Source organism: Atopomonas sediminilitoris, from assembly GCF_022601735.1.
GTDB classification, from domain to species: domain Bacteria; phylum Pseudomonadota; class Gammaproteobacteria; order Pseudomonadales; family Pseudomonadaceae; genus Atopomonas; species Atopomonas sediminilitoris.
The window spans coordinates 103,801-125,029 of record NZ_JAKUMM010000004.1 but is presented as its reverse complement, the minus strand read 5'-3'; the positions used below and the strand labels follow the sequence as shown (position 1 = coordinate 125,029).

Annotated in this window: 26 protein-coding genes and 1 pseudogene; 11 read left to right on the top strand and 16 right to left on the bottom strand. The window is 56.7% G+C overall.

Features of this window, described 5'->3' with window-relative positions; all coding sequences use genetic code 11:
• Nucleotides 1-60 precede the first annotated feature (60 nt).
• Nucleotides 61-825 (bottom strand): RES family NAD+ phosphorylase, encoded by a 765-nt coding sequence (locus MKI83_RS07230; protein ID WP_241584491.1) that lies wholly within the window; start codon nucleotides 823-825, stop codon nucleotides 61-63.
• 3 nt (nucleotides 826-828) lie between these two features.
• Nucleotides 829-1,200, bottom strand: coding sequence for an antitoxin Xre/MbcA/ParS toxin-binding domain-containing protein (locus MKI83_RS07225; RefSeq protein ID WP_241584489.1), 372 nt, complete (start codon nucleotides 1,198-1,200; stop codon nucleotides 829-831).
• A gap of 817 nt (nucleotides 1,201-2,017) precedes the next feature.
• Here MKI83_RS07225 and MKI83_RS07220 point away from each other — a divergent pair.
• Together MKI83_RS07220 and MKI83_RS07215 are read left to right on the top strand one after the other, a co-directional pair.
• Nucleotides 2,018-2,965, top strand: coding sequence for a triacylglycerol lipase (locus tag MKI83_RS07220; protein WP_241584487.1), 948 nt, complete (start codon nucleotides 2,018-2,020; stop codon nucleotides 2,963-2,965).
• Between the two features lie 50 nt (nucleotides 2,966-3,015).
• Nucleotides 3,016-4,029: a lipase secretion chaperone gene (locus MKI83_RS07215; RefSeq protein ID WP_241584484.1), complete on the top strand. Its 1,014-nt coding sequence runs from the start codon at nucleotides 3,016-3,018 to the stop codon at nucleotides 4,027-4,029.
• Here the strand turns inward: MKI83_RS07215 and MKI83_RS07210 are convergent.
• Nucleotides 4,026-4,874 (bottom strand): PHP domain-containing protein, encoded by an 849-nt coding sequence (locus MKI83_RS07210; protein ID WP_241584481.1) that lies wholly within the window; start codon nucleotides 4,872-4,874, stop codon nucleotides 4,026-4,028. The genes MKI83_RS07215 and MKI83_RS07210 overlap by 4 nt on opposite strands.
• A gap of 67 nt (nucleotides 4,875-4,941) precedes the next feature.
• Here MKI83_RS07210 and MKI83_RS07205 point away from each other — a divergent pair, with 67 nt between their 5' ends.
• From MKI83_RS07205 to MKI83_RS07180, 6 genes are all read left to right on the top strand, one after another.
• A complete protein-coding gene (locus MKI83_RS07205) occupies nucleotides 4,942-5,532 on the top strand; it encodes a septation protein A (RefSeq protein ID WP_241584479.1) in 591 nt (196 codons plus the stop codon).
• A 1-nt stretch (nucleotide 5,533) separates the two neighbouring features.
• Nucleotides 5,534-5,833, top strand: coding sequence for a YciI family protein (locus MKI83_RS07200; protein ID WP_241584476.1), 300 nt, complete (start codon nucleotides 5,534-5,536; stop codon nucleotides 5,831-5,833).
• 38 nt (nucleotides 5,834-5,871) lie between these two features.
• Nucleotides 5,872-6,324: an SH3 domain-containing protein gene (locus MKI83_RS07195; RefSeq protein ID WP_241584474.1), complete on the top strand. Its 453-nt coding sequence runs from the start codon at nucleotides 5,872-5,874 to the stop codon at nucleotides 6,322-6,324.
• Nucleotides 6,325-6,326: 2 nt separating this feature from the next.
• Nucleotides 6,327-7,025, top strand: a complete 699-nt coding sequence (locus MKI83_RS07190) for a response regulator transcription factor (RefSeq protein WP_241584472.1) — start codon at nucleotides 6,327-6,329, stop codon at nucleotides 7,023-7,025.
• Nucleotides 7,026-7,149: 124 nt separating this feature from the next.
• Entirely contained in the window at nucleotides 7,150-7,458 is a 309-nt protein-coding gene (locus MKI83_RS07185; RefSeq protein ID WP_241584470.1) for a hypothetical protein, read from the top strand.
• Nucleotides 7,459-7,460: 2 nt separating this feature from the next.
• The gene (locus MKI83_RS07180) at nucleotides 7,461-8,789 is read left to right on the top strand and encodes a sensor histidine kinase (RefSeq protein WP_241584467.1); all 1,329 of its coding nucleotides are present in this window, start codon (nucleotides 7,461-7,463) and stop codon (nucleotides 8,787-8,789) included.
• Nucleotides 8,790-8,796: 7 nt separating this feature from the next.
• Here the strand turns inward: MKI83_RS07180 and MKI83_RS07175 are convergent, their stop codons facing one another.
• The gene (locus MKI83_RS07175; RefSeq protein ID WP_241584465.1) at nucleotides 8,797-9,363 is read right to left on the bottom strand and encodes a nitroreductase family protein; all 567 of its coding nucleotides are present in this window, start codon (nucleotides 9,361-9,363) and stop codon (nucleotides 8,797-8,799) included.
• 65 nt (nucleotides 9,364-9,428) lie between these two features.
• Entirely contained in the window at nucleotides 9,429-10,082 is a 654-nt protein-coding gene (locus MKI83_RS07170; protein WP_241584464.1) for a TetR/AcrR family transcriptional regulator, read from the bottom strand.
• Nucleotides 10,083-10,210: 128 nt separating this feature from the next.
• Here MKI83_RS07170 and MKI83_RS07165 point away from each other — a divergent pair, with 128 nt between their 5' ends.
• From MKI83_RS07165 to MKI83_RS07155, 3 genes and pseudogenes are all read left to right on the top strand, one after another.
• Nucleotides 10,211-10,825, top strand: coding sequence for an FAD-binding protein (locus MKI83_RS07165; RefSeq protein ID WP_241584463.1), 615 nt, complete (start codon nucleotides 10,211-10,213; stop codon nucleotides 10,823-10,825).
• 12 nt (nucleotides 10,826-10,837) lie between these two features.
• Nucleotides 10,838-11,572, top strand: a pseudogene (locus MKI83_RS07160) (D-arabinono-1,4-lactone oxidase); the annotation flags it as partial.
• Nucleotides 11,569-12,843, top strand: a complete 1,275-nt coding sequence (locus MKI83_RS07155) for an alanine racemase (protein WP_241584460.1) — start codon at nucleotides 11,569-11,571, stop codon at nucleotides 12,841-12,843. The pseudogene MKI83_RS07160 and the gene MKI83_RS07155, both read left to right, overlap by 4 nt.
• On the opposite strand, the gene MKI83_RS07150 is transcribed toward MKI83_RS07155, so the two are convergent.
• The 11 genes from MKI83_RS07150 to MKI83_RS07100 all read right to left on the bottom strand — a co-directional run bounded on the left by MKI83_RS07150 (nucleotide 12,840) and on the right by MKI83_RS07100 (nucleotide 21,228).
• A complete protein-coding gene (locus MKI83_RS07150; RefSeq protein ID WP_241584458.1) occupies nucleotides 12,840-13,283 on the bottom strand; it encodes an OsmC family protein in 444 nt (147 codons plus the stop codon). The genes MKI83_RS07155 and MKI83_RS07150 overlap by 4 nt on opposite strands.
• A 104-nt stretch (nucleotides 13,284-13,387) precedes the next feature.
• Nucleotides 13,388-14,194 carry an SMC-Scp complex subunit ScpB gene (scpB, locus tag MKI83_RS07145; RefSeq protein ID WP_241584457.1) on the bottom strand — a complete coding sequence of 269 codons (807 nt, stop codon included), beginning with the start codon at nucleotides 14,192-14,194 and terminating at the stop codon, nucleotides 13,388-13,390.
• Complete coding sequence (locus tag MKI83_RS07140) at nucleotides 14,194-15,015, bottom strand: segregation and condensation protein A (protein ID WP_272493020.1); 822 nt, start codon at nucleotides 15,013-15,015, stop codon at nucleotides 14,194-14,196. The genes scpB and MKI83_RS07140 overlap by 1 nt, the downstream gene beginning before the upstream one ends.
• A gap of 8 nt (nucleotides 15,016-15,023) precedes the next feature.
• Nucleotides 15,024-16,238, bottom strand: coding sequence for a tryptophan--tRNA ligase (locus MKI83_RS07135; protein ID WP_241584454.1), 1,215 nt, complete (start codon nucleotides 16,236-16,238; stop codon nucleotides 15,024-15,026).
• An 85-nt stretch (nucleotides 16,239-16,323) separates the two neighbouring features.
• On the bottom strand, nucleotides 16,324-16,953 hold the full coding sequence (locus MKI83_RS07130) for an L-threonylcarbamoyladenylate synthase (protein WP_241584450.1): 630 nt from the start codon (nucleotides 16,951-16,953) through the stop codon (nucleotides 16,324-16,326).
• A 60-nt stretch (nucleotides 16,954-17,013) separates the two neighbouring features.
• Nucleotides 17,014-17,838 (bottom strand): OmpA family protein, encoded by an 825-nt coding sequence (locus MKI83_RS07125; RefSeq protein WP_241584448.1) that lies wholly within the window; start codon nucleotides 17,836-17,838, stop codon nucleotides 17,014-17,016.
• Entirely contained in the window at nucleotides 17,835-18,182 is a 348-nt protein-coding gene (locus MKI83_RS07120; RefSeq protein ID WP_241584447.1) for a DUF4398 domain-containing protein, read from the bottom strand. The genes MKI83_RS07125 and MKI83_RS07120 overlap by 4 nt, the downstream gene beginning before the upstream one ends.
• Nucleotides 18,183-18,184: 2 nt before the next feature.
• Nucleotides 18,185-19,210 (bottom strand): substrate-binding periplasmic protein, encoded by a 1,026-nt coding sequence (locus MKI83_RS07115; RefSeq protein ID WP_241584445.1) that lies wholly within the window; start codon nucleotides 19,208-19,210, stop codon nucleotides 18,185-18,187.
• A gap of 122 nt (nucleotides 19,211-19,332) precedes the next feature.
• Nucleotides 19,333-20,295 carry a L,D-transpeptidase family protein gene (locus tag MKI83_RS07110; RefSeq protein WP_241584444.1) on the bottom strand — a complete coding sequence of 321 codons (963 nt, stop codon included), beginning with the start codon at nucleotides 20,293-20,295 and terminating at the stop codon, nucleotides 19,333-19,335.
• 40 nt (nucleotides 20,296-20,335) lie between these two features.
• Nucleotides 20,336-20,611, bottom strand: a complete 276-nt coding sequence (locus MKI83_RS07105) for a hypothetical protein (RefSeq protein WP_241584441.1) — start codon at nucleotides 20,609-20,611, stop codon at nucleotides 20,336-20,338.
• Nucleotides 20,608-21,228 carry an arylesterase gene (locus tag MKI83_RS07100; protein WP_272493019.1) on the bottom strand — a complete coding sequence of 207 codons (621 nt, stop codon included), beginning with the start codon at nucleotides 21,226-21,228 and terminating at the stop codon, nucleotides 20,608-20,610. The genes MKI83_RS07105 and MKI83_RS07100 overlap by 4 nt, the downstream gene beginning before the upstream one ends.
• Between the last annotated feature and the right edge of the window lies 1 nt (nucleotide 21,229).

Sequence of the window (21,229 nt, the reverse complement as noted above, 5' to 3'; positions counted from 1 at the left end):
CCATGCCGGCAAACCCACCGATAGTTGGTGCGCTGGGCAATGAGCGAGCAAACGGTGAGTTTACGCCGGCTGAGGCAGCTCACCGTCGCGCAAAAAAGTCTCAACCGAAAAGCGCAAAGGGTCGCCCAGCTCTTGCGCTTTTTTAAACGCAACCGAGTGCGCACTGGTTTCGCACAGCCAAGCTGTTATGCGCCGTGGACGCGAATCGCGAAAAGCTTCTGGCGCAAATAACGCCACGTTGAGCCCGCCCTTAGGGCAGCGAGCGGAGTGATATTCAAAAGCCTGCACCCCGGCGGCGCGCATGGCGCTGCCTAGGTGCTGACAAGGCTGGTAATGCCTGGTATCGACCAAGGTCTCGTGCCAACGCGTGAACGGCTCGTGCTGCAAACGCACGCCGCGCGTCGTCACGTAACGTACCTCGAAAGAGCTGTGTTCAGAGCGGATCAAGCCACTGGGCGGTGGCGTCTGCATGCCTTGCCAGAACAACAAGCGGTAGTAAGCCGTTTCCGCCAAGGCCGTATCGAGACTCAAGCCGCCATAAAACAAACTGGGCTCATGCGTGCGACCAAAGCGTGAGCCCCACAGCAGCGGTGGATAACGAAACGGGCTCTGTAATAAATAATGCAGCCCCTTCGCCGCCTCGGGCACTGGCGGCTTGCTGGTTTCGAGCAGTTCTTCCAGCAAGGCTTGCTCTTCAAGGTTGTCGACCAAATTCATGGTGGCGACTTGGCGCTGGCTTTCCACGACGCGGAACAAGCACCCTTGAATGCGCTGAATAGAGTCCTCGCCGTGGCACAGCTGCCAGATATCCTTATCCACTGTCATGCATTACACCTTGGCGCGAATAGCGTCGAGATAGTCCAGCACCCGGACCAAGCCTTGGACTTGTTTCATCTGCTCCAGCGGCACGGCACTCAAATGGCGATTAGCCGTGCGCAAAAAGTGCTGCATGTCCGCCTGTTGGCCACCGAACAAGGCATACAAGCTGCGATAGATGCGGATCAACAGCAACGCCAACTCGCCGGTCTTGCTGGCATGGCGCAGCTGGCCATTGCTCTGCATTCGGGTAATCGCCGTACGGTGCACGCCTAGAATATCAGCGAGTTCCTGTTGGCTTAATGCCAAGGCTTCACGCACGTTCAACACGGCTTTAGCCAGTACCGCATCCGCGTCTGGGGTGAACTGCGCTTGCGCACTCATGGCGTTACTCCTGTTGCATTTACAACAAAATAATACCATTTTGTCGCAATATAACAACGAGTGCATTCATCACAGCCTTGCCTCTGCGCTCACTATCTAAGGCCGCTACCTAAGCTCGCTTCCTAAGCCCACGGCCTAAACCCAAGACAAAGCTTACCCAGACGCGCTTCGAGCAGATTTACGCGTCACAACTGCCGTAGGCCAACCAAGCCCATACCGGCATTAAGCTCAAGAGCACTAACACTGCTTCAACTGACAAGCCTGCAAACCACATAAGGTGTCTCCTTGCTTTGTGAGGCGGAAGGTACGTTGCGACCAACATACTGTAGTTATATACAGTGCAAGTAAAAAATCCAAGACTTTTTTCTGCACCTGCGACTGCCCAGTTAACGCCACCCTACAACGTGTTAATCGGTAACCGATCAGCGCAATCTGCAAACTCTTTTGCTCTAGCGCCTTGCTGGTTGCCGATATTCACGCGCCAAACCTCCAAGCCCGCCAGACCTGCGCACCCCGCCCACCCAACTATTGATTAGTCACCACCTATACCAACCGCTAACACCGCACAATTTTTATCAAGGTTAAGGGCATAGCCGCCAAAGCAGATGGCATTGCTCGGCGTTCGAGTCATTCGGTATCGAGGCTTTTACGCAAATCACTCCGTGCGTGCGCTTAGCGGCTGACTAGAGCCTTTGCCACGCGCACAGACATGGCGCAGGAGTTGCACCATCACTGTGCGTTCTGGAATGCCAACGACACCAGACTGATGGATCAGCGCAGGAGGTTGTCGTCACAACAACCATTAATGAGGCAGCCCATGAAGAAAATGCGTCCCTTGATCTTGGCCAGCACCTTGGCCGCCACGTTGGCCGTACCCGCCACTAGCCATGCCTGGTGGTTCGGTTCGTCCAGCTATACCAAAACCAAATACCCCATCGTGCTCACGCACGGCATGCTCGGCTTCGACAGCCTACTGGGCGTGGATTACTGGTACGGCATCCCCAGCGCGCTCAAGCGCGATGGCGCCAGCGTGTACGTCACCGAAGTCAGCCAGCTCAACACCAGTGAGGCGCGCGGTGAAGAACTGCTCGAGCAGGTCGAAGATATCGTGGCGATTAGCGGCAAAGGCAAAGTCAACCTGATTGGTCACAGCCACGGCGGGCCAACGATCCGTTATGTTGCGGCTGTGCGCCCCGACTTGGTCGCCTCAGCCACCAGTGTCGGCGCCCCACATAAGGGCTCCGCCACCGCCGACTTTATCCGCCAAGTGCCCGCAGGCTCAGCCGGTGAAGCATTACTGGCGGGGATCGCCAACGGCCTTGGTGCCCTGATCAACTTCCTGTCTGGCAGCAGCAGTAACAGCACACAAAATGCCTTGGGCAGTTTGGAGTCACTGAATAGCGTCGGCGCAGCAGCCTTTAACGCGCGATTCCCACAGGGCATCCCAACCAGCAGCTGCGGTGAAGGCGCCTACAGCGTTAACGGCGTGCGCTATTACTCGTGGAGTGGCACCGGTGTCAGCACCAACTTGCTGGACATCAGCGATGCCTTGCTGATTGCCACCAGCTTGACCTTTGCCGGCGAACCCAATGACGGCCTCGTCGGCCGTTGCAGCTCGCATATGGGACAAGTGATCCGCGATAACTACAGGATGAATCACCTCGACGAGGTGAACCAAACCCTCGGCCTGACCAGTCTGTTTGAAACCGACCCAGTTACGGTCTATCGCCAGCACGCCAACCGCCTTAAAAACGCAGGTCTGTAACCCCTCTTGGGGCGAGCTAACCCTCGCCCCCGTTCATTAAGGAAGCGGCTATGCGTCGAGTGTTTTTGCTTTTACTGCCGTTTGCAGCGGTGGCGCTGTTCTTTGCTGCGCTGTGGCGTAGTGCCCCCATGGAGCTTGCATCACCAGGCGCAGAATCCCCGGTCGAGCTGCCTCTGGCCAGCACCGCCTCTCAGCCACCGACCCAAGCCGCAGCCGGGACTGCTCAGCCACGCTCGGTGTCATCACTGCGCGGCACCGAGGTCGATGGCCGGCTGCACGTCGATGCACAGGGCAATCTGATCATCAGCGAAGATTTGCGCCGGCTATTTGATTACTTTTTAAGCACCCAAGGCGAAGAACCGTTAAGCGCCAGTATCGCCAGACTCGAGCAGCATCTTGCTGCCAACCTGCAACAGCCGGCGTTGGCGCAAGCGCTTAACTTATTAAACAGCTATCTGGCTTATAAAGCGGCGCTGGCGCATTTAGAGCAGGACTTTCCACGGCAGAACAGTCTGCAGGCCCTGCGCGAACGCGAACAGCGCCTACAACAGCTGCGCAGCCAATGGTTTAGTCGCGAGCAACAACAAGCGCTATTTGGCTTAGAGCAGCTGTATCAAGACTTCACGCTAGCGCGCCTCAGCCTGTTGCACGACAACAGCCTAGATGCTGACGCCAAAGCCGCTGCGGTCGAGCAACTGCGCTTACAACAACCAGAAGAACTACAAGCCCTGCTCAACGTACAGCTACATCAAGACTTGCGCCGACAAAGCCAAGCCCTGCAGGCGCAAGGGGGTGATAGTCGGGCCTTACGCGCCCTGCGCATGGAGATGGTCGGTCCACAAGCCACGGCCAGACTAGAAGCGCTGGATCAGCGCCGCGCGCAATGGCAAGCACGCTTGCAGGCTTATCAGGCTGCGCGGCTGAAGATTGAACAAAACCAAGGCTTGAGTCTGGCTGATCAGCAAGTGCAAATAACGCAACTTGAGGAGCAACACTTCGACGCCAACGAGCGTCAACGTTTGCAAGCCGCGCTCAGTCTGCAACAGGCCCGGCAAGCCAATTAAACCTTGCTTGAAAAGCGCTCATGCAAGCAGTTTAAGTCTTGCGGCAGTGGCTTCATCACGCCCAGCTCGCTCCACGGGCAAGGCGCATGAAAATCACTCCCCGCCGAGGCCAGCAAACCAAACTCACGGCATTGGATCGCCAACTGGCCAATTTGCGTGTCCTCTTGCCGGCCATTAACCACCTCCAAAGCTTGCCCGCCTGCCTCTACAAACGCACTAATCAGCTTGTAGCGTTTGCTGCGAGTTAGCTCGTAATGCATGGGGTGCGCCAAGCTCACCCAAGCTTTGGCCTCACGCAGGGTGGCCACGCCCTGCTCCAAACTGGGCCAATGTTGTTTAACATCGCCAATCTTGCCGGCGCCCAACCACTTACGAAACGCCTCAGAGCGATCGCGCACGTAACCTTGCTGTACTAAAAAATCCGCAAAGTGCGGCCGCGCAGGGGCGTTGCGACTCTCGCCTTGGCGCTGCTGAATCGCTTGCGCACCGGCAAAAGCATCAGGCATGCCTTTGCGCTCTAAGCGGCGGGCAATTTCCTCGGCACGCTGCCAGCGACCTTCGCGCAACTCATCCAGTAAGCGGGTTAACGGAGCGGCATCCAAGGCAAAGTCATACCCCAGCACGTGTACGGTGACCCCGTTCCAGTTACACGACAGCTCCACGCCACTGACCCACGCCAAATCATGCTCGGCACAAGCCGTGCGCGCGGCGGGCAGGCCGTCCAAAGTGTCGTGATCGGTTAAGGCCAAGAGCGATACGCCACGCTCAACCGCCCGCGCAACGAGGGCTTGCGGGGTTAATGCGCCGTCAGAAGCGGTACTGTGGCAATGCAGATCAGCAAGCATAGGAGGCTCTAGCGGGGGCGAATGAGTCTGTTATTATGCCGCAAAGCCCCGCCACCACAGTGCCCGCATGAAACAACTGATTGATTTTATTCCGCTGATTCTGTTTTTCATCACCTACAAACTGGATCCGCGCAGCGTTGAACTGGCCGGCCAGGCCTTTGAGTTTGGCGGTATTTACAGTGCCACAGCGGTGCTTATTGCCAGTTCGGTGGTGGTCTACGGCACGCTGCTGATCACCCAGCGCAAACTCGATAAAGGACAGTGGCTCACCCTTGCAGCCTGCTTGCTGTTTGGCGGTATGACTTTGATGTTTCATAGCGAAACCTTTCTTAAGTGGAAGGCGCCGGTGGTTAACTGGTTGTTTGCCTTAGCCTTTATCGGCAGCCACTTCATTGGTGACAAGCCCCTTATTGAACGCATGCTTGGTCATGCACTGGAGCTGCCCAAAGAGGTTTGGACTCGCCTTAACCTGGCCTGGATTGGCTTTTTCCTGTTTACCGGCAGCGCCAACTTGTTCGTGGCATTTACCTTCCATGACATCTGGGTCGACTTCAAAGTCTTTGGCAGCCTAGGCTTAACCCTTCTATTCATGGTCGCGCAGGGCATTTACCTTAGCCGCCACCTTCCACAAGACGCGCCCGCAGATAATAAGGACTGACATGCTTTACGCCGTTATTGCTACCGACGTTAGCCAATCACTGGAAAAGCGCATGAGCGCTCGCCCTGCTCACCTTGAGCGCTTGCAGGCGCTGCAACAGGCAGGCCGCCTAATACTGGCCGGGCCACACCCTGCCATTGATAGCAACCAACCAGGTAGCGAAGGCTTTACCGGCAGCTTAGTTGTCGCTGAGTTCGACTCGCTGCAAGCGGCGCAAGCTTGGGCCGATGCAGACCCTTACATTAGCGCCGGCGTGTATGCCAACGTCATCGTTAAACCCTTTATCAAAGTGCTGCCCTAAGCCGCACCTGTCACAGCCAAAACAATAAGGAGCGCCGCATGCGCCAAATCCTGCTGTGCACCACGCTGGCCGTTTTTGCCAGCACTGCGCTGGCCGAAACCGAGCCAACTCAGTCTATTGAACAGAACGAACCCGCAGCCCTCGGCCAGCAGGTACAACAACTGCAAGAAACCATTGGCACACTGCAAGAGCAGCTCGCCGCCAGTGAACAAGAACGCAGTGCGCTACAAAGCCAAGTCAGCACTCAGGCCGGCGTGCCCAGCGCTGAATTTGACGCCGTGCAGCAACAGCTCAAACGTGTACAGCATGACAACCAACGTCTGCGCCAACGCCTGAACGAGCAAGAAAACCAACCGCCACACAATGGTCTGCTCAATACCCAGCAAACCTGGTACGCCTTGGGCGCGCTGACCGTTGTACTGAGCTTGCTGCTGGGGGTGATGTTGCGCTCAGGCGGCAACAAAGCCAGCAAAGGGGCTTGGCTCAACTAAGCATGAGCAACATTCTGCTGGTGGATGACGACCTTGAGCTGTGTGAGCTACTCAGCACATGGCTTAACCAAGACGGCTTTAGTGTGAGCGCCGTCCATGCGTGCGCCAATGCCCGCGCGGTCGTCAGCCAGCAAACCTTTGATGCCCTAGTACTGGATGTCATGCTGCCCGATGGCAACGGTCTAGAACTGCTAAAACAACTGCGCCAACAACAGGTTAGCGTCCCCGTGGTGATGCTATCGGCGCGCGGCGAGCCACTGGATCGCATCTTAGGTTTAGAGTTGGGCGCCGATGACTACTTGCCCAAGCCTTGCGACCCCCGCGAGCTTTCCGCCAGGCTTAAAGCCGTGCTGCGTCGCAGCCAAAGCAACACGCCTACACAATTAGGCACCGGCGCCAAGGCTAATCTGCATTGCGGCGATTTAACCCTAATCAGCCAGCGCGGACTGGTTCTGATCGGCGAGCACGAGATCGAGCTAACCCCCACCGAGAGCGATCTATTGGGCATATTGCTGAGCCCCGCCGGTGAGCTGTGCAGCAAAGAAGTCTTAAGCGAGCGCGTGCTGGGCAAACGTTTGATGCCGTATGACCGCAGCCTTGATGTACACATCAGCAATTTACGCAAGAAACTGGGGCCCAACGCCGACGGCCAGCCCCGTCTGCAATCTATCCGCGGGCGTGGCTATCGTTACGTCGCGTAAAGCGATCTTTACCTAACCTTTACCTTGGCCTAACCCGCATTTACCGAGCGTTTGGCAAACTGCACACATCCGGACAACACACCGGCTGCGCACATCGCGCTATCGACCTTACTCGGAGAGCACCATGAAAAAGATCCTGACCGCTATCACCATCGCCGCACTTCTGCCACTGGCAGCCTTTGCCCAAGAAGGCGAAGGCAAGCGTGATCACATGAAGCACATGGCCAAAGAGCTGAACCTCAGTGAAGAGCAGCGCAACCAAGTGCGCGAGATCGTGAAGAAGCATATGGAAGCCGGCCGCTTAGAAGTACGCAGCATTCTTAATGACGAACAACGCGCCAAGTTCGACCAAATGCATGAAAAGCGCAAAGCCATGATGGAAGAACGCAAAGCTAAGCGCGATGAGCGTCGTGCCGAGCGCGACGACGAGTAAGCATGCGCTCGCTGTTCTGGAAAGTACTTGCCAGTTTGTTGCTGGCCACCGTTTTGGTGGCCAGCTTCACCTTTGGTATCTCGCGCTTAAGCCTTGAAGAACGTTGGCTGTTTGCCTTTCACCCCGGCTTAAGCGATTACGCCGAGCGCTGGAGCCAACTCTACGAACAGCAAGGCCCCAAAGCCGCGCAACATCTGGCCAGCCAGCGCCGTGAGCGGTTCTTTATCTTTTTGCAGGTGTATGACGAGCAAGGCCAGTTGTTGTTCAACGGCCTACCCGATCGAATTGCACGCAGTGCCGCGCGGGCTGAACGCTTAGCACCGCTGGGCGAACGGCATCTTCCACCACGACTGGTCGCACTCAATCAGCACTGGGTTTCTAGCCGCGGCGAGCAATATTTATTCGTGTTTCGTTTACCACGGCCCGCCATGCATCAATGGCTGGTGGAAACCTGGTACGGCAACATTGTGATAGTGCTCAGCGCCTTGCTCGCGCTAACACTGGTCAGCGTGCCGCTCAGCCTTTATCTCACTCGGCCGTTGTTGCAATTGCAACGCTCGGTCAACACCTTGGCTAATAGTCGCTTCCAGCCTGAGGAGTTAGCCAAGCTCGGACGCCGCCAAGATGAGCTGGGGGTGTTGGCGCGCGACTTCAGTGGCATGGCTAGCCATCTGCAAGACGCATTGAGCAATCAACGTCAGTTACTGCGCGATGTTTCACACGAATTGCGCTCACCCTTGGCGCGCTTACGTGTGTTGTTGGCATTGCATGAAAAACACGGCGCGCACAATCAAGAGCTGGTAAGCCTAAACACGCGCATTGAGCGTGAATGTAGCCGGCTCGATCAGCTGATTAGCGAAATTCTGGAATTGGCGCGGCAAGATGCTCCACTCGGCCCTGCACAAGCCTGTAATGTGCAGCAAGTCGTGCACAGCATTGTCGAGCGCTACCCAGAAAGCCCGCTCACCGTGCACTTACCGAACCAGCCCATCACGGTGCCCAGCTGGCCCGGCTTGCTCGACCGCGCACTCGACAACTTAGTGCGCAACGCGCAGCGCTTTAGTCCTGCCAACACGGCGATTGAACTCAGCGTCACTCTGCAAGGCCGCACGTGCGTCGTCCGAGTCCGCGATCACGGCCCCGGCGCGCCGCTTGAGCTGATCGACAAACTCGGCCAGCCATTTACCCGCGCGCCCAATCAAACCGAGGCAGGCTACGGTCTTGGCCTGGCTATTTGTCGCCGCATTGCCCAACGACATCGCGGCAGCTTGCAACTGAGCAATCATCCGCAAGGCGGATTTGAAGCCACCTTAACCCTGCCACTGGAATAAACAATCGTTACGACTGCAGTGGCCAGCGCGTTACATGCACCGTTACCTCTGGCGTTGGTTTGATACGTAATTCACCGTCGAGTGAACCTAAATATAAAAAACCACTGATGCGCTCGTTACTGGCTAGCCCCAGCGCCTGTCGCACGTATGCATCTTCAGCCAGATCACCGGTGCGCCAAATCCCGCCATAGCCTAGGGCGTGCGCGGCTAAAAGAGCAGCGTGCAAACCACAACCAGCGGACAATAACTGCTCGTGTTCGGGCACCTTAGGGTGTGCCTGCAAGCAAGCAATGCCGACGACTAGCAACGGCGCACGCAACGGCATGTTGTGAAAGCGTTGCAGCGCCTCATCGCTCAAATGGGGATCACGCTGGCGCATGGCGCTGGCAAACACCTCACCCAGCGCCTTTAAACCATCACCCTCAATACGCAAATAGCGCCAAGGGCGCAGCAGGCCATGATCAGGAGCACGCAACATCGCTTGCGCAATCAGCTCAAAATGCGCTTCGCTCGGCGCGGGGGCACATAACTTGGCCGAAGAGCTTCGGCTGGTTAACGCGGCAATGGCGTCCATCGCAATCTCCATCTGAATAAGCGCGCCATTGTAGCAAGCGCCCCAGCACGGCCTGTAGGTTTGTCTTAGTCCGCTAGATAATGCGCGCGGTAATGCTGATACAGCACATCAATCATGTGCCCTGCCTCATCGACAATAGCCAACGCTTCGCGTTCATCTGACTGCTCAAGCGCCATGTCTAAGTGCGCCTGACAGCTCTGCGACAGCATCAAGGCGATACGCCTGACGGCAGAACGCGCCGACTCAGGCAGTCGTCCGGCAAACACCTGCACCAAGACATCGGCCATGCGCTGGTTGGATTGCTCGGCGATGTGCTTGAGCTCTTGCGAGCTGTGACAGGCGCGCAACACCTGCACATAGCCTGGCTCACTGCGGTAACTGCGGTAGATCGTCTGCACCAGTTGACGACAATCAACCTGCGGCTCGGCCTGCGCCGCCAGCGGTGCCAATGCTTGTTCGGCCAAGCTATCAACCCGTTGCGCGGTGCGCTCGGCCAGTGCCATCAACACCGACAATTTATCCGGAAAATAGTGATACAGCGTGGGCGCCGGCAAACCCGCCGCACGGGCGATCGAGGCCACGCTGAGGGCGGCCACCTCTTCCGTTTGTAACAGCTGCGCAAGGGCATCGAGAATGCGCTCGATCTTCTCGTGCGCTCGTTGTTGGCGCGGACTGATCCTTAGTCCGGCGCTGACTTCTGCATTATCCACACTGGCCATGGCTTCCCCTGCTGTGGTTTAGAGGCTTAATGGTCGCTGATGATGCCTGACTGACCACAAGTTTGCTTGTATCTAGACCACACCGAGCATAACCTGACCATCTGTCAGCTTATTGCACGAGAATAACAATGCCTGCCCTGACCCGACGTCACCTGCTGCAACACTTGAGCACCCTCGCCGCCGGCAGCGCCGTTGGCCTGCCCGCCTATTGCGCCTATGCCGCCGAGTGGGGCAATTGGTCGGGCAACCAATCGGCCAGCCCCGCACAGTTCATCTATGCCAGCGATGAAGCACATATCAGCGAGGTGGTCAGGGCAGCCAAACAACTGCGCGTGGTCGGCGGCTCCCATTCATTCAGCGCGCTAGTGCCGTCTGATGACACCTTGTTATCACTGGAAGCACTCAACGGTGCGGTTAGTCATGACACCGCACGCCATCAAGGCACCTACTGGGCCGGCTCACGGCTGGCGCAGGTCAGTGCCTTAGCCGCTGCTGCCGGGCAGTCGCTGATTAATGAGCCGGATATCAATGTGCAGTCACTCGGCGGGGCTATCAGCACCGCCACCCATGGCACTGGCGGTAACCTAACCTGCCTATCGGCCAACGTAACCAATATTCGCCTGATAACTGCTGATGGGATCGCCCTTGACTGCTCCGCCCAACAGCACAGCGAAATATTTAATGCGGCGCGCGTGGGACTTGGCTGCCTCGGCGTAATGAGCCAAATCACGCTACAAAACTAACCTCTTTATAAACTCAAAGAAACTGTGCAAGTGGCCACCCTTGAGGAGGCGTTAAGCCTGGTCGCCGCCGAGCGACTGCAACATCGGCACGTTGAGTTTTGGGGCTTTATTGATGGCGATAAGGCAATCATCAAACGGCAAATGCTGACCGACGAGCCGGATACCCCGCCGATCAGCAGCAGTATTGATGAAAATGAAATTCTCGAATTTGCCGCCGACACCGCCAAACAACTGCCGTGGCTAAACAGCACGTTGCAGAAACTGGTCGGCGTGTTTGTCGAAGAGAGCACCCGTGTAGGACCGGCGTGGAAGATATTCCCCTCCCCACGCACGGCAGCCTTTAACGAGATGGAGTATCAGCTCCCCCTTGATCAGGGCTTTGCCTGTTTCAAGGCGCTGACTGAAGCCATGCGTAAAAGCGCGATTCAGGTGTTTTTCCCGTTGGAGTTTCGCTTCGTCAAGGCCGATGACATTTGGCTTAGCCCGTTCTACGGCCAAGACTGCGTGTCGATCTCCATCCATCAATATGCTCAGCAAGATTACCGCGAGCTGTTTGCCTTGGCCGAACCGATCTTCCGCCAATATGGCGGCAGGCCGCACTGGGGCAAATGGCATAGCTTGAGCGCTAAGGAGCTAGCGCCGCTGTACCCGCGCTGGAATGAGTTCTTACGCGTGCGCCAAGCGTTGGATCCGCAAGGAAAGTTTCTCACCCCTTATATGCGCAGCTTATTGGGAGTCACCGCATGAAGCGCCGCCACTTACTGTTAGGTCTAGGGGCTGCAGGTTTGGGCGCTGCGGCTTGGTTAAAGCCTAGCGACCTCGGCGCCCCCTACTCCAACGCTTTTAGCACCCTTAACCAAATGCTGCGTAGCCAAGGTGCGGGCAAACCGCAATTGCTGATTGATCTGGACGCGCTGGATCACAACATCGCTGCGCTCAAGCAAATCCTCAAGCCACAGGCCACCTTGCGCTTAGTGGAGAAGTCATTACCTAGCTTGGATCTGCTGGCCTACATTCGCGAACGCACGGGCAGCAATGCCCTGATGAGTTTTCATTGGCCCTTCTTGCGTCAAAGCGCCGAACGTTTTGCCCAGAGCGATATCTTGCTGGGTAAACCTATGCCGGCGCAGGCGTGTGCACAGTTCTATCAGCGGCCGTTACGCAGTGCGTTTAATCCTGAGCAACAACTGACTTGGCTGATCGACACGCCCGAGCGTTTGCAGGAATACCTGGCCATCGCCCAAGCGCACAGCACTAAGCTGCGCATCGCCATTGAGCTGGATGTGGGCCTGCACCGCGGCGGTGTTCGTGACCTCCAGCAACTGACCGCTCTGTTGACGATTTTCCAAGCCCATCCGCAGCACCTCGCGCTAACTGGCCTGATGGGCTACGACGCGCACGTGGGCAAAGTGCCCAGTTTGATCAGCACACGCGAGCAGAGCTATCAGCAAGCCTGTGCTTTGTATCGGCAAGCGATTGATCAGATCCAGCAACACGCACCCAGCCAGCTCGCGCAACAGCCCATTTTCAACGGCGCAGGTTCGCCGACCATCGCCCTGCACCGCGACAACAGCCCCTGCAATGACCTCTCGGCTGGCTCCTGCCTATTACTGCCCAGTGACTTTGATCTAGCGACGCTGCAAGGCTTTAAGCCCGCCGCCTTTATCGCCGCGCCCATTTTAAAAACCTTGCCGCACACCGAAATTCCAGGCCTTGAGCGCTTGGCCGGCGGTTTAGCCGCTTGGGACCCACAGTGGCAACAAGCGCATTTCATCTATGGCGGCCATTGGCTCGCCGACCCTTGGCAACCACAAGGGGTAACCGCCAATCCACTGTACGGTCATTCGAGCAACCAGATGCTCTACAACGCGTCAAAACGCAGCGCGCTCGCGGTCAATGACCATGTGTTTTTACGCCCACGGCAAAGTGAGTCAGTGCTGCTGCAATTTGGCGACTTGCTCGCAGTGCGCAACGGACAAATCGTCGCGCAGTGGCCGGTTTTAAGCGAAAACGCTTAAGCGGGCGGTGCTGCTAACTGCACATCCAGCGCAGTGCCATGCAGCAAGTTATCGACCAGCGGGCACCGCCGCTCGATCGCGGCCAACAAGGCTTGCTTGCCGGCTTGATCAAGCTCGGCATCGATGTCCACCTCGGCGCGAATCTGCGCAAAACCAGGGCGTACGCTTTCGTCACGCCCTAGCAAACCTGCGGGATCATAATCGCCGACAAAGCGCATACTCATACCGTGTAGGGTAATTTTTTGCTGATGGGCAATGATGCGCCCAAGCGTGGCAAAACAACCGGCTAATGCGCCCAGCACATACTCTAACGGCGTTGGCCCTTCATCCTGACCGCCGCCCTGAGCCGGCTGATCCATCACAAAACGATGCTCGCGCGCGTTAACTTCAACGCGATAGCCCGATTGCACCACTGCGGTTACGACTGCCTGCTTACTCATGAGCACCTCATTCATATACTGATACCCCTATGGGTATGTAACTCTATAAACAAACAGCCCAAGCACCTATTGACCAACATCAATAAGTGCAAGGTAGTCGCAGGTTATTCGCTCGAGGGGTCGCGTTCGTCTGGGCTGCTATGGCCGCTCTGACCCGCATCCTGATCCGCTTGCTCATCTTCGCGCAGATCATCAAAGTCGCTTTTGAGGCCCTGCTCCATCGCGTCTAACTCAGCCAAAAGACTGCGGAAGTCTTTATCTGCCGGCTTGTGCGCGGCGTCGGCTGGTTCCTCATGGCTTTCGTCCGCGTTAGCGACTGCTGGCGCCACGACCTTGGCGCTTAGCGGGGCTTGCAACGGCAACTCAGGTTCTAACTCAAGCTCACGGATCACCGACAGCGGCGGTAACTGATCAAGGCTTGAGAAGTTGAAGTAATCCAAAAACGCGCGGGTGGTTGCCAGCATCGCCGGTTTTCCCGGCACATCACGATGCCCCACCACACGAATCCAATCCCGCTCGAGCAAGGTTTTGATGATCTGGCTGTTTACTGTGACGCCGCGAATGTCTTCAATTTCGCCACGCGTAATGGGCTGGCGGTAAGCGATCAGGGCCAAGGTTTCGAGAAAGGCGCGCGAATAACGCTGCGGCTTTTCTTCCCACAAACGGCCCACCCACGGTGCATAGCTATCGCGAATTTGCAGGCGGTAACCGCTGGCCACCTCTTTAAGCTCAAAGGCACGCTTTTTACAGCTTTTATCTAAGTGCGCCAGCGCGGCCTTGATTTGTTTGCTGTCTGGGCGCTCACCCTCTTCAAACAAGTCAGCCAAACGCTCCAGCGATAACGGCTTACCGCTGGCGAGCAAAAATGCTTCCAGCAGGCTGGCTAAGGTGGCGGTGTCATTCAAATCCATTATTCGCTCCGCGCACGCACATGAATGGGGGCAAAGCCTTCATTTTGCACCAGCTCAACCAATGACTCTTTGACCAGCTCAAGGAGCGCCATAAAGGTTACCACCACGCCTAAACGGCCTTCTTCGGCAGTGAACAAGCGCCCGAAAGGTAAAAAATGCTGACCTTTGAGCTGCTCCAGAATTTGACTCATGCGCTCGCGGGTAGACAGCACTTCGCGGGTGACTTGGTGGCTTTCAAACATATCGGCACGGTGCAGTACTTCCGCCAGTGCCAGCATCAGCTCTTGCAGGTCAACCTCAGGCAACAGTTTGCGCGCTCGCGCCTCAGGCGCCGCAACGACCGGCACATAGGTGTCACGGCCAACGCGGGGGCACTGATCGATATCTTCAGCAGCCTTTTTATAGCGTTCGTATTCTTGCAGACGGCGAATCAGCTCGGCGCGTGGATCGTCTTCTTCTTCGTCGATCTCGCCGCTTCGCGGCAGCAACATACGCGACTTAATCTCCGCCAACATGGCGGCCATCACCAAATACTCGGCGGCCAGCTCTAAGTGCGCGGTTTTCATCAGCTCAACATAGCTCATGTATTGCCGAGTGATTTCGGCCACAGGGATGTCGAGAATGTCGATATTTTGCTTACGAATCAGGTACAGCAATAAATCCAGCGGCCCCTCGAACGCCTCGAGAAATACCTCCAGAGCATCCGGCGGGATATACAGATCTTGCGGGATTTGTGTGACTTCTTGGCCGTAAACCAAGGCAAACGGCAACTCCTGCTGCAGGGTGGCAGCAGGCGTTGCATCGTTTGGCGTGTCGCTCATGCCATCACTTAGCGGTAGTTCAAGCCCATCGCGTGACGCACTTCAATCAGCGTCTCGCGGGCGGCTTCGCGGGCTTTATCGGCGCCGTCAGCCAAGATACTGCGCACCAAATCGGGATTGCTTTCGTACTCAGCTGCGCGCTCTTGCATCGGCTTCAACTCAGCCTGAATGCAGTTAATGATCGGTTGCTTGCACTCAAGACAACCGATACCCGCACTCTTACAGCCTTGTTGTACCCAATCGCGGGTACTGGCATCGGAGTACACTTCGTGCATCTGATACACCGGACACTTAGCCGGATCACCCGGGTCAGTGCGGCGCACACGCGCAGGGTCAGTCGGCATGCGCTTAACCTTCTCCGCCACTTCGTCGGTGGTGTCGCGCAGCGAAATCGTGTTGCCGTAGGACTTAGACATCTTGGCGCCGTCTAAGCCTGGCATTTTCGAGGCTTCGGTAAGCAAGGCTTGTGGCTCGGCCAAAATCACCTTGCCGCCGCCTTCTAAGTAACCAAACAAGCGCTCTTTATCACCGATGGTGATATTTTGCTGCTCTTTAAGCAGCGCACGCGCGGTTTCCAACGCCTCTTCATCGCCTTTTTCGTTGTAAGCGCGACGTAAGTTATTGAACAGCTTGGCGGCTTTCTTGCCCATCTTTTGTATCGCTTGCTCGGCCTTTTCTTCAAAGCCAGGCTCTTTGCCATACAAATGATTAAAGCGTCGCGCCACTTCACGCGAGAACTCGATGTGCGGCACCTGATCAGCACCCACCGGCACTAAGCCGGCGCGGTACATCAGAATATCGGCCGCCTGCAGCAAGGGATAACCCAAGAAACCGTAGGTGTTGAGATCCTTGTGGCTGAGCTTTTCTTGCTGCTCTTTAAAGGTGGGCATGCGTTCGAGCCAACCCAGCGGACAAACCATCGACAGCAACAAATGCAGTTCGGCGTGCTCAGGGACTTGTGACTGAATAAAGATATTGGCCGAACTTGGGCTTACCCCTGCTGCGAGCCAGTCAACCGCAAGCTCCCAGGCGCTTTGGCTGATGGTGCTGACCTCGTCGTAACCGGTGGTCAGTGCGTGCCAATCAGCAATAAAGAAGAAGCATTCATACTCGTGCTGGAGGCGAACCCAATTCTTCAAAACACCGTGGTAGTGGCCCAAATGTAAACGGCCAGTGGGGCGCATGCCGGACAGCACACGTCGCTGCGAGTCAACGGAACTCAAAAGGGGCTCCTTAAAAAGCCAAAATAAGATCGGGGATTATAGCCATGTGCGGGTACGCGGTCATCGTTTGCCGCCAAGCACACACTTAATCATCAAGACCGAACGGCGCGGGATCACCACAACCCACCCGCAATACCTCACTGCGGCCTTCCAGCAAACTAATAACCGTAGAGGCCTCGACCCCGCCATGACCGCCATCAATCACCAGATCAATATGCTTTTGTAGGCGCTCACGAATCACTTCGGGATCAACCAACGGCAAGTCATCACCCGGCAATTGCAAGGTCACACTCATCAACGGCTCACCCAACTGCGCCAGCAGCGCTTGGGCGATCGGATTGGCCGGCACACGCAGGCCGATAGTGCGGCGTTTAGGGTGCAGCAACATGCGCGGCACCTCACGACTGGCGTCCAAAATAAAGGTGTACGGCCCAGGCGTGTGCGCTTTCAGTAAACGGAAAGTGCTGTTATCAACCCGTGCATAACTGCCAAGCACCGATAAATCGGCGCAAACCAAGGTGAAGTTATGCTTGTCATCCAGCTGGCGAATGCGGCGGATACGTTCAATCGCCGCTTTGTCACCCATGTGACAACCCAAGGCATAAGAGGAGTCGGTCGGATAGGCGATCACTCCACCGGCATGGATAATCTCCAGCGCATGCTTGATAAGCCGCGGCTGCGGGTTATCTGGGTGGATATGAAAATACTGACTCATGCATGACTCCCTGCTTCGCAGCGGCGCACATCACAGCCGCTGCGACATACCAACCTTGGGTTAACGCGCAGGCAAATGCCCTTGCGCATCGGATAACAACAACTCCACACGACGGTTTAACTGTTGGCCTGCACTTGAGCGATTAGCCACGCGGGGCTTATCCCCAGCATAGCTGAGCACCTGCAAACGACTGCTGGACACACCCAGTGCCTGCAGCGTTTCGGCGACTTGGCGGGCGTAACGATTGCCTTGCAAGCGCAGACTTTCGGTTTGCCCTTGATTGTCACTGTGACCGGCAATGCGCACACGGCGCTGCGGGTTGGACTCTAAAAATTGCGCCAGACGTAGCAAGCTCCGTTGTCCATGAGCATTGAGCTCACCATTGGCCTGCACGGCTTTGCTATCTAAGGTTAACAGCCAGCCTTGATCGGTTTGCTCCGCGCCGATGCGCTGCATCTTGGCGGTTAACGCCGCATCTAAGGCATCGGACTGCCAACTGGACAGCCGAGCAGCGCGCAAACTCACGTGCAACTGCCCACGCTGACGCTCAAGCAACGTTTGCTCACGCTCCAGCTCAAGCAGCTGCGCCTTGCTGTACGCCAACGCGCTGTAACGGGCGCTTAAATAGGCAAAATGGCGGGCTTCTACTTCACCGCCCACATGGCCAGACAGCTGTTCAGCGCGCATCAAGGCTTCGCTGGCCCGCACGACATCACGGGGGGCCGCCTGTAATGCTTGTGGATTGCGTTCAAGCTCTTGCTGCGCCGCTTGACGCTCAGCCAATACGGCAGCCAGCGGCTGGCTTTGCTCTTGCCATGGGCTTTGTGCACAACCGGACAGCAGCACGCCCAGCCCCACCACCGCGAGTGATACACGGAAACTCATGGACGCTGCTCCAATGCTTGCTCTAACGCATCAATGCGCTGCTGTAGTCGCTGATTGATTTGCTGCTGCTTAGCTATCAAGGCTTGCGCCTCAGCCAAGCGAGCATCTAGCTCAGCTTGCTCAGACAACAAACGCGCATTGTAATAATCACCGCTGGCATTGGCTGCGTGGGCCAGCTCTAATTTGCGCAAGGCTTGCGCGAGCGACTCATCCTCAGCATGGCTACCCACCGCCTGAGCTTGCGCCACCGCCGCCTCACTGAGTGCTAACTGGGCGGTTGGTTGCGGTGAGCTACTGCACGCTGCCAGCAGGAGGGTGATGCTTAATAGCAAGAGCCGGTGCATGATCATTCCTCGATATGCTCGCCATCAACCGGTGTCAGCGGGGTGTCATCCTGATTCGACACCGGCGGCTGGATGACGGGTTCTTTCGCCTTATCGACCGCCATGCTAGTGGCGGGCTCTGCCTGATGAGGCTCAACCAAGCCATGCTGCATTTGCCACAGCGCGCGCGCATCTTTGCGCCAACCTTGCAGCGTGCCGGCCTGCTGCCAGTCGTACAGTTTTTGCGCCAAAGCGGCACGCAAGTCCGTGCTGTTACAGGCTGAATTATGCGACACGCCAAGGTACAAACCTTCGCGATGAATCACCGGCCCGACAGGCAAGGGCTTAGGTGATTGAGCAATAAATTGACTGTCGGCGAGCACCACGTTGTTGTACTCCAACACCGCGTAATCGGCTTCGCCGCTATCGAGCAGTTGCAATGCCGCAAGCGTGCTATCGACTTCAGTCAGTGTCAGCTTGCTCTTAGCGAAGCGATCAAACTCGTCACTGACCGCACTGCCCTTGGGAATAACACCGGTTAAGCCGCGCAGATCGCGCCAATCTTTGATCTTGGGCTTTTTCTGCTTATAGGTGACCGCGGGCTCTGGAGTAACCGATGAATTTGCAGCAGCGGGTGCAGCGGCAACATCTACGTTTGCTTCATCCGCTACAGCCACTACAGCCGCCACAGCCGCTTCGCTGGGCGCATCAGCCTCACTCTCAACAACGCCTTGAGCCTCGTCGACATCGACTTGCACCTCCGGAGCCAATTCAGGCTCGACAGGCACTTGCTGCGGCAGCATCCATAAACGGTAAGACAGGCGCAGCAATTCTGGCTCGATGATATCGAACTGCCCCAGCTGTTCACGCTCACGACGCACACCAAACAACACGTCGCTGCGCCCGGTTGCCGCCTCCACCAAGGCCACCGATTCGGCCGAATCGGTTTGCAAGCGAATATCGCGCTTCAGTTCAGCCGCTAAGGCTGATTGCACCTCACGCACCAAACCATGCAACTTGCTGGGTTTTTCTTTATCAGACCACAACATGGGGGCCTGTAAGCTGCTCGCGCCCATTAACATGCGACACGCTTTCGCAGGCTCTTTGACAGGCTCTGCCGCGAGCACGGCAAGAGGGCTTAGTGCGAGCGCAAGGCCGAGCAGCTTATGCATTAAAAAGTCTCCAGCGGTGCAGTGTCGTTTTGGCCAATTTGCTGACCCGGCTCGGCGATCACCACCGGCATGCCACGCTCATCGCCAACTACGCCGCGAACGGCATCCCAGTCCAAGCTAACTTGCCCCACTAAGTCATCGCGCTTAATCAAGGTATTGATCACCGCCGCGTGGCGATCAACGATCGAGGGTTGCCCGTTATCGTCGATTGGCGCATGAGCCTCCAGATAAACCTTGCCACCGCTAAGGCCAAACTTGTACGGCTCGTTAACGATGCGCACCTTAGTGCCCACCGGCACCATGGCGAAGAAGCGTTCGACATCATGGTTCATCATGCGGAAGCAGCCGTGGCTAACGCGCATGCCGATGCCAAACTTCTTGCTGGTGCCATGAATCAAGTACGAGCCACTGCCAATACCCAAGTTCATTTTGCGCGTGCCTAGCGGGTTGTTAGGCCCTGGTGGCACGTAAGCAGGCAATGGATCGCCGTTCTCTAAATGCTCTTTTAGGATCGACTTAGGTGGCGACCAGCCTGGATTGGCGGTTTTACTCACAATGGTGGTGCTTGATACAGGCGAGCCCCAACCTTCGCGACCAATCCCGACCGCCCAGGTGTGCACAACGTTTTTCCCTTTGGGGAAATAGTACAAGCGGTACTCTGCCAGATTGATCACCACGCCTTCACGTGGGCCAGAGGGCAGCACATAACGGGTTGGCAAGGTGATCTGGGTGCCCTCTTTGGGCAGCCACGCATCAACCCCGGGGTTGGCGGCAACCATTTCCAAATAGCCCAGACTGTATTTGTCACCCAGATCGGCAAAGGTATCTTCATGGACTGCAGTAATGACCTGCTCTTGACCGATGATGTCTTCACCTTCCGGCGGCAAGGGGTATTCAACAGCTACAGCCAGCGCAGACAACAAGGTGCCCGTCACGGCCAACACGGTACGACTCAGACGCATGCTAAGGTCTCAGCAAAGGATAAAAGTTGGCACGATTGTATCATTGCCGCGCTACAAGCGATAAAGACTGCTTGCGCGATGCGCTAATCAGCTGACGGCACTGAGGGCACAACTGCGGCGCGCGCAAATCATCGGCTTGCAATGCACGCCAACGCGGCCAAGACGGCACTAAGGTGCCACAAACCGTGCGATCCACTGGCGCATCCAGCTCTAATTGCGCTCTGAGCAGATGCCAGTGACCGGAGCGGCAAGCGAAAATATCCAACTGTTCGTCATTAAGCAGAACCCGGTAGCCCTGCAACAGCGCCAACTTCACGGTTTAGCTACATCCAATAATGGCGCCAGCACCGACCAAGCATTGTCCAGCAACAAAGGCTGCGCTTGTGCGTTGGGGTGAATACCATCGCCTTGCATCAGCGCGTTATTGCCACCCACCCCCTCAAGAAAGAAGGGCATCCACGGTAACTGGTTGGCTTCGGCAACCTGTTTAAAAGTGGCGACAAACGCTTGGTTATAGATCGGGCCATAGTTGGGCGGGATTTGCATACCCAGCAACACCACTTGCGCGCCGGCAGCCTGTGACAGCTCCACGATGCGCTGCAGGTTGGCTTGTAACTGCGCCGGCGGCTGGCCGCGCAAGCCATCATTGCCGCCGATTTCCAACACCAGCCACTTGGGTTTGTGGGCATCCAACAGCGCCGGCAAGCGCGCCAAAGCGCCCGCACTGGTATCCCCACTGATTGAGGCATTCACTACGCTGACATCAAGCTGGCGCTCTTTAAGGCGCTTATCAAGCAAGGCGACCCAGCCTTGTTCGATTTCCACCCCAAAACCTGCACTGATACTATCGCCCACTACCAACAGCGTTGCCGCTTGCACCGGCGCAAGCCAAATCATCATGCACAGCAATAGCGCTGCCAGCCGAGTCAACATA

Coding starts and splice junctions, on each gene's coding strand:
- MKI83_RS07220 (WP_241584487.1), top strand. CDS start 2,018: ATGAAGAAAATGCGTCCCTTGATCTTGGCCAGCACCTTGGCCGCCACG.
- MKI83_RS07200 (WP_241584476.1), top strand. CDS start 5,534: ATGCTTTACGCCGTTATTGCTACCGACGTTAGCCAATCACTGGAAAAG.
- MKI83_RS07110 (WP_241584444.1), bottom strand. CDS start 20,295: ATGCGTCTGAGTCGTACCGTGTTGGCCGTGACGGGCACCTTGTTGTCT.
- MKI83_RS07115 (WP_241584445.1), bottom strand. CDS start 19,210: ATGTTGTGGTCTGATAAAGAAAAACCCAGCAAGTTGCATGGTTTGGTG.
- MKI83_RS07170 (WP_241584464.1), bottom strand. CDS start 10,082: ATGGCCAGTGTGGATAATGCAGAAGTCAGCGCCGGACTAAGGATCAGT.
- MKI83_RS07205 (WP_241584479.1), top strand. CDS start 4,942: ATGAAACAACTGATTGATTTTATTCCGCTGATTCTGTTTTTCATCACC.
- MKI83_RS07155 (WP_241584460.1), top strand. CDS start 11,569: ATGAAGCGCCGCCACTTACTGTTAGGTCTAGGGGCTGCAGGTTTGGGC.
- scpB (WP_241584457.1), bottom strand. CDS start 14,194: ATGGATTTGAATGACACCGCCACCTTAGCCAGCCTGCTGGAAGCATTT.
- MKI83_RS07180 (WP_241584467.1), top strand. CDS start 7,461: ATGCGCTCGCTGTTCTGGAAAGTACTTGCCAGTTTGTTGCTGGCCACC.
- MKI83_RS07125 (WP_241584448.1), bottom strand. CDS start 17,838: ATGAGTTTCCGTGTATCACTCGCGGTGGTGGGGCTGGGCGTGCTGCTG.
- MKI83_RS07130 (WP_241584450.1), bottom strand. CDS start 16,953: ATGAGTCAGTATTTTCATATCCACCCAGATAACCCGCAGCCGCGGCTT.
- MKI83_RS07190 (WP_241584472.1), top strand. CDS start 6,327: ATGAGCAACATTCTGCTGGTGGATGACGACCTTGAGCTGTGTGAGCTA.
- MKI83_RS07195 (WP_241584474.1), top strand. CDS start 5,872: ATGCGCCAAATCCTGCTGTGCACCACGCTGGCCGTTTTTGCCAGCACT.
- MKI83_RS07215 (WP_241584484.1), top strand. CDS start 3,016: ATGCGTCGAGTGTTTTTGCTTTTACTGCCGTTTGCAGCGGTGGCGCTG.
- MKI83_RS07140 (WP_272493020.1), bottom strand. CDS start 15,015: ATGAGCGACACGCCAAACGATGCAACGCCTGCTGCCACCCTGCAGCAG.
- MKI83_RS07100 (WP_272493019.1), bottom strand. CDS start 21,228: ATGTTGACTCGGCTGGCAGCGCTATTGCTGTGCATGATGATTTGGCTT.
- MKI83_RS07175 (WP_241584465.1), bottom strand. CDS start 9,363: ATGGACGCCATTGCCGCGTTAACCAGCCGAAGCTCTTCGGCCAAGTTA.
- MKI83_RS07165 (WP_241584463.1), top strand. CDS start 10,211: ATGCCTGCCCTGACCCGACGTCACCTGCTGCAACACTTGAGCACCCTC.
- MKI83_RS07150 (WP_241584458.1), bottom strand. CDS start 13,283: ATGAGTAAGCAGGCAGTCGTAACCGCAGTGGTGCAATCGGGCTATCGC.
- MKI83_RS07185 (WP_241584470.1), top strand. CDS start 7,150: ATGAAAAAGATCCTGACCGCTATCACCATCGCCGCACTTCTGCCACTG.
- MKI83_RS07120 (WP_241584447.1), bottom strand. CDS start 18,182: ATGCACCGGCTCTTGCTATTAAGCATCACCCTCCTGCTGGCAGCGTGC.
- MKI83_RS07210 (WP_241584481.1), bottom strand. CDS start 4,874: ATGCTTGCTGATCTGCATTGCCACAGTACCGCTTCTGACGGCGCATTA.
- MKI83_RS07225 (WP_241584489.1), bottom strand. CDS start 1,200: ATGAGTGCGCAAGCGCAGTTCACCCCAGACGCGGATGCGGTACTGGCT.
- MKI83_RS07230 (WP_241584491.1), bottom strand. CDS start 825: ATGACAGTGGATAAGGATATCTGGCAGCTGTGCCACGGCGAGGACTCT.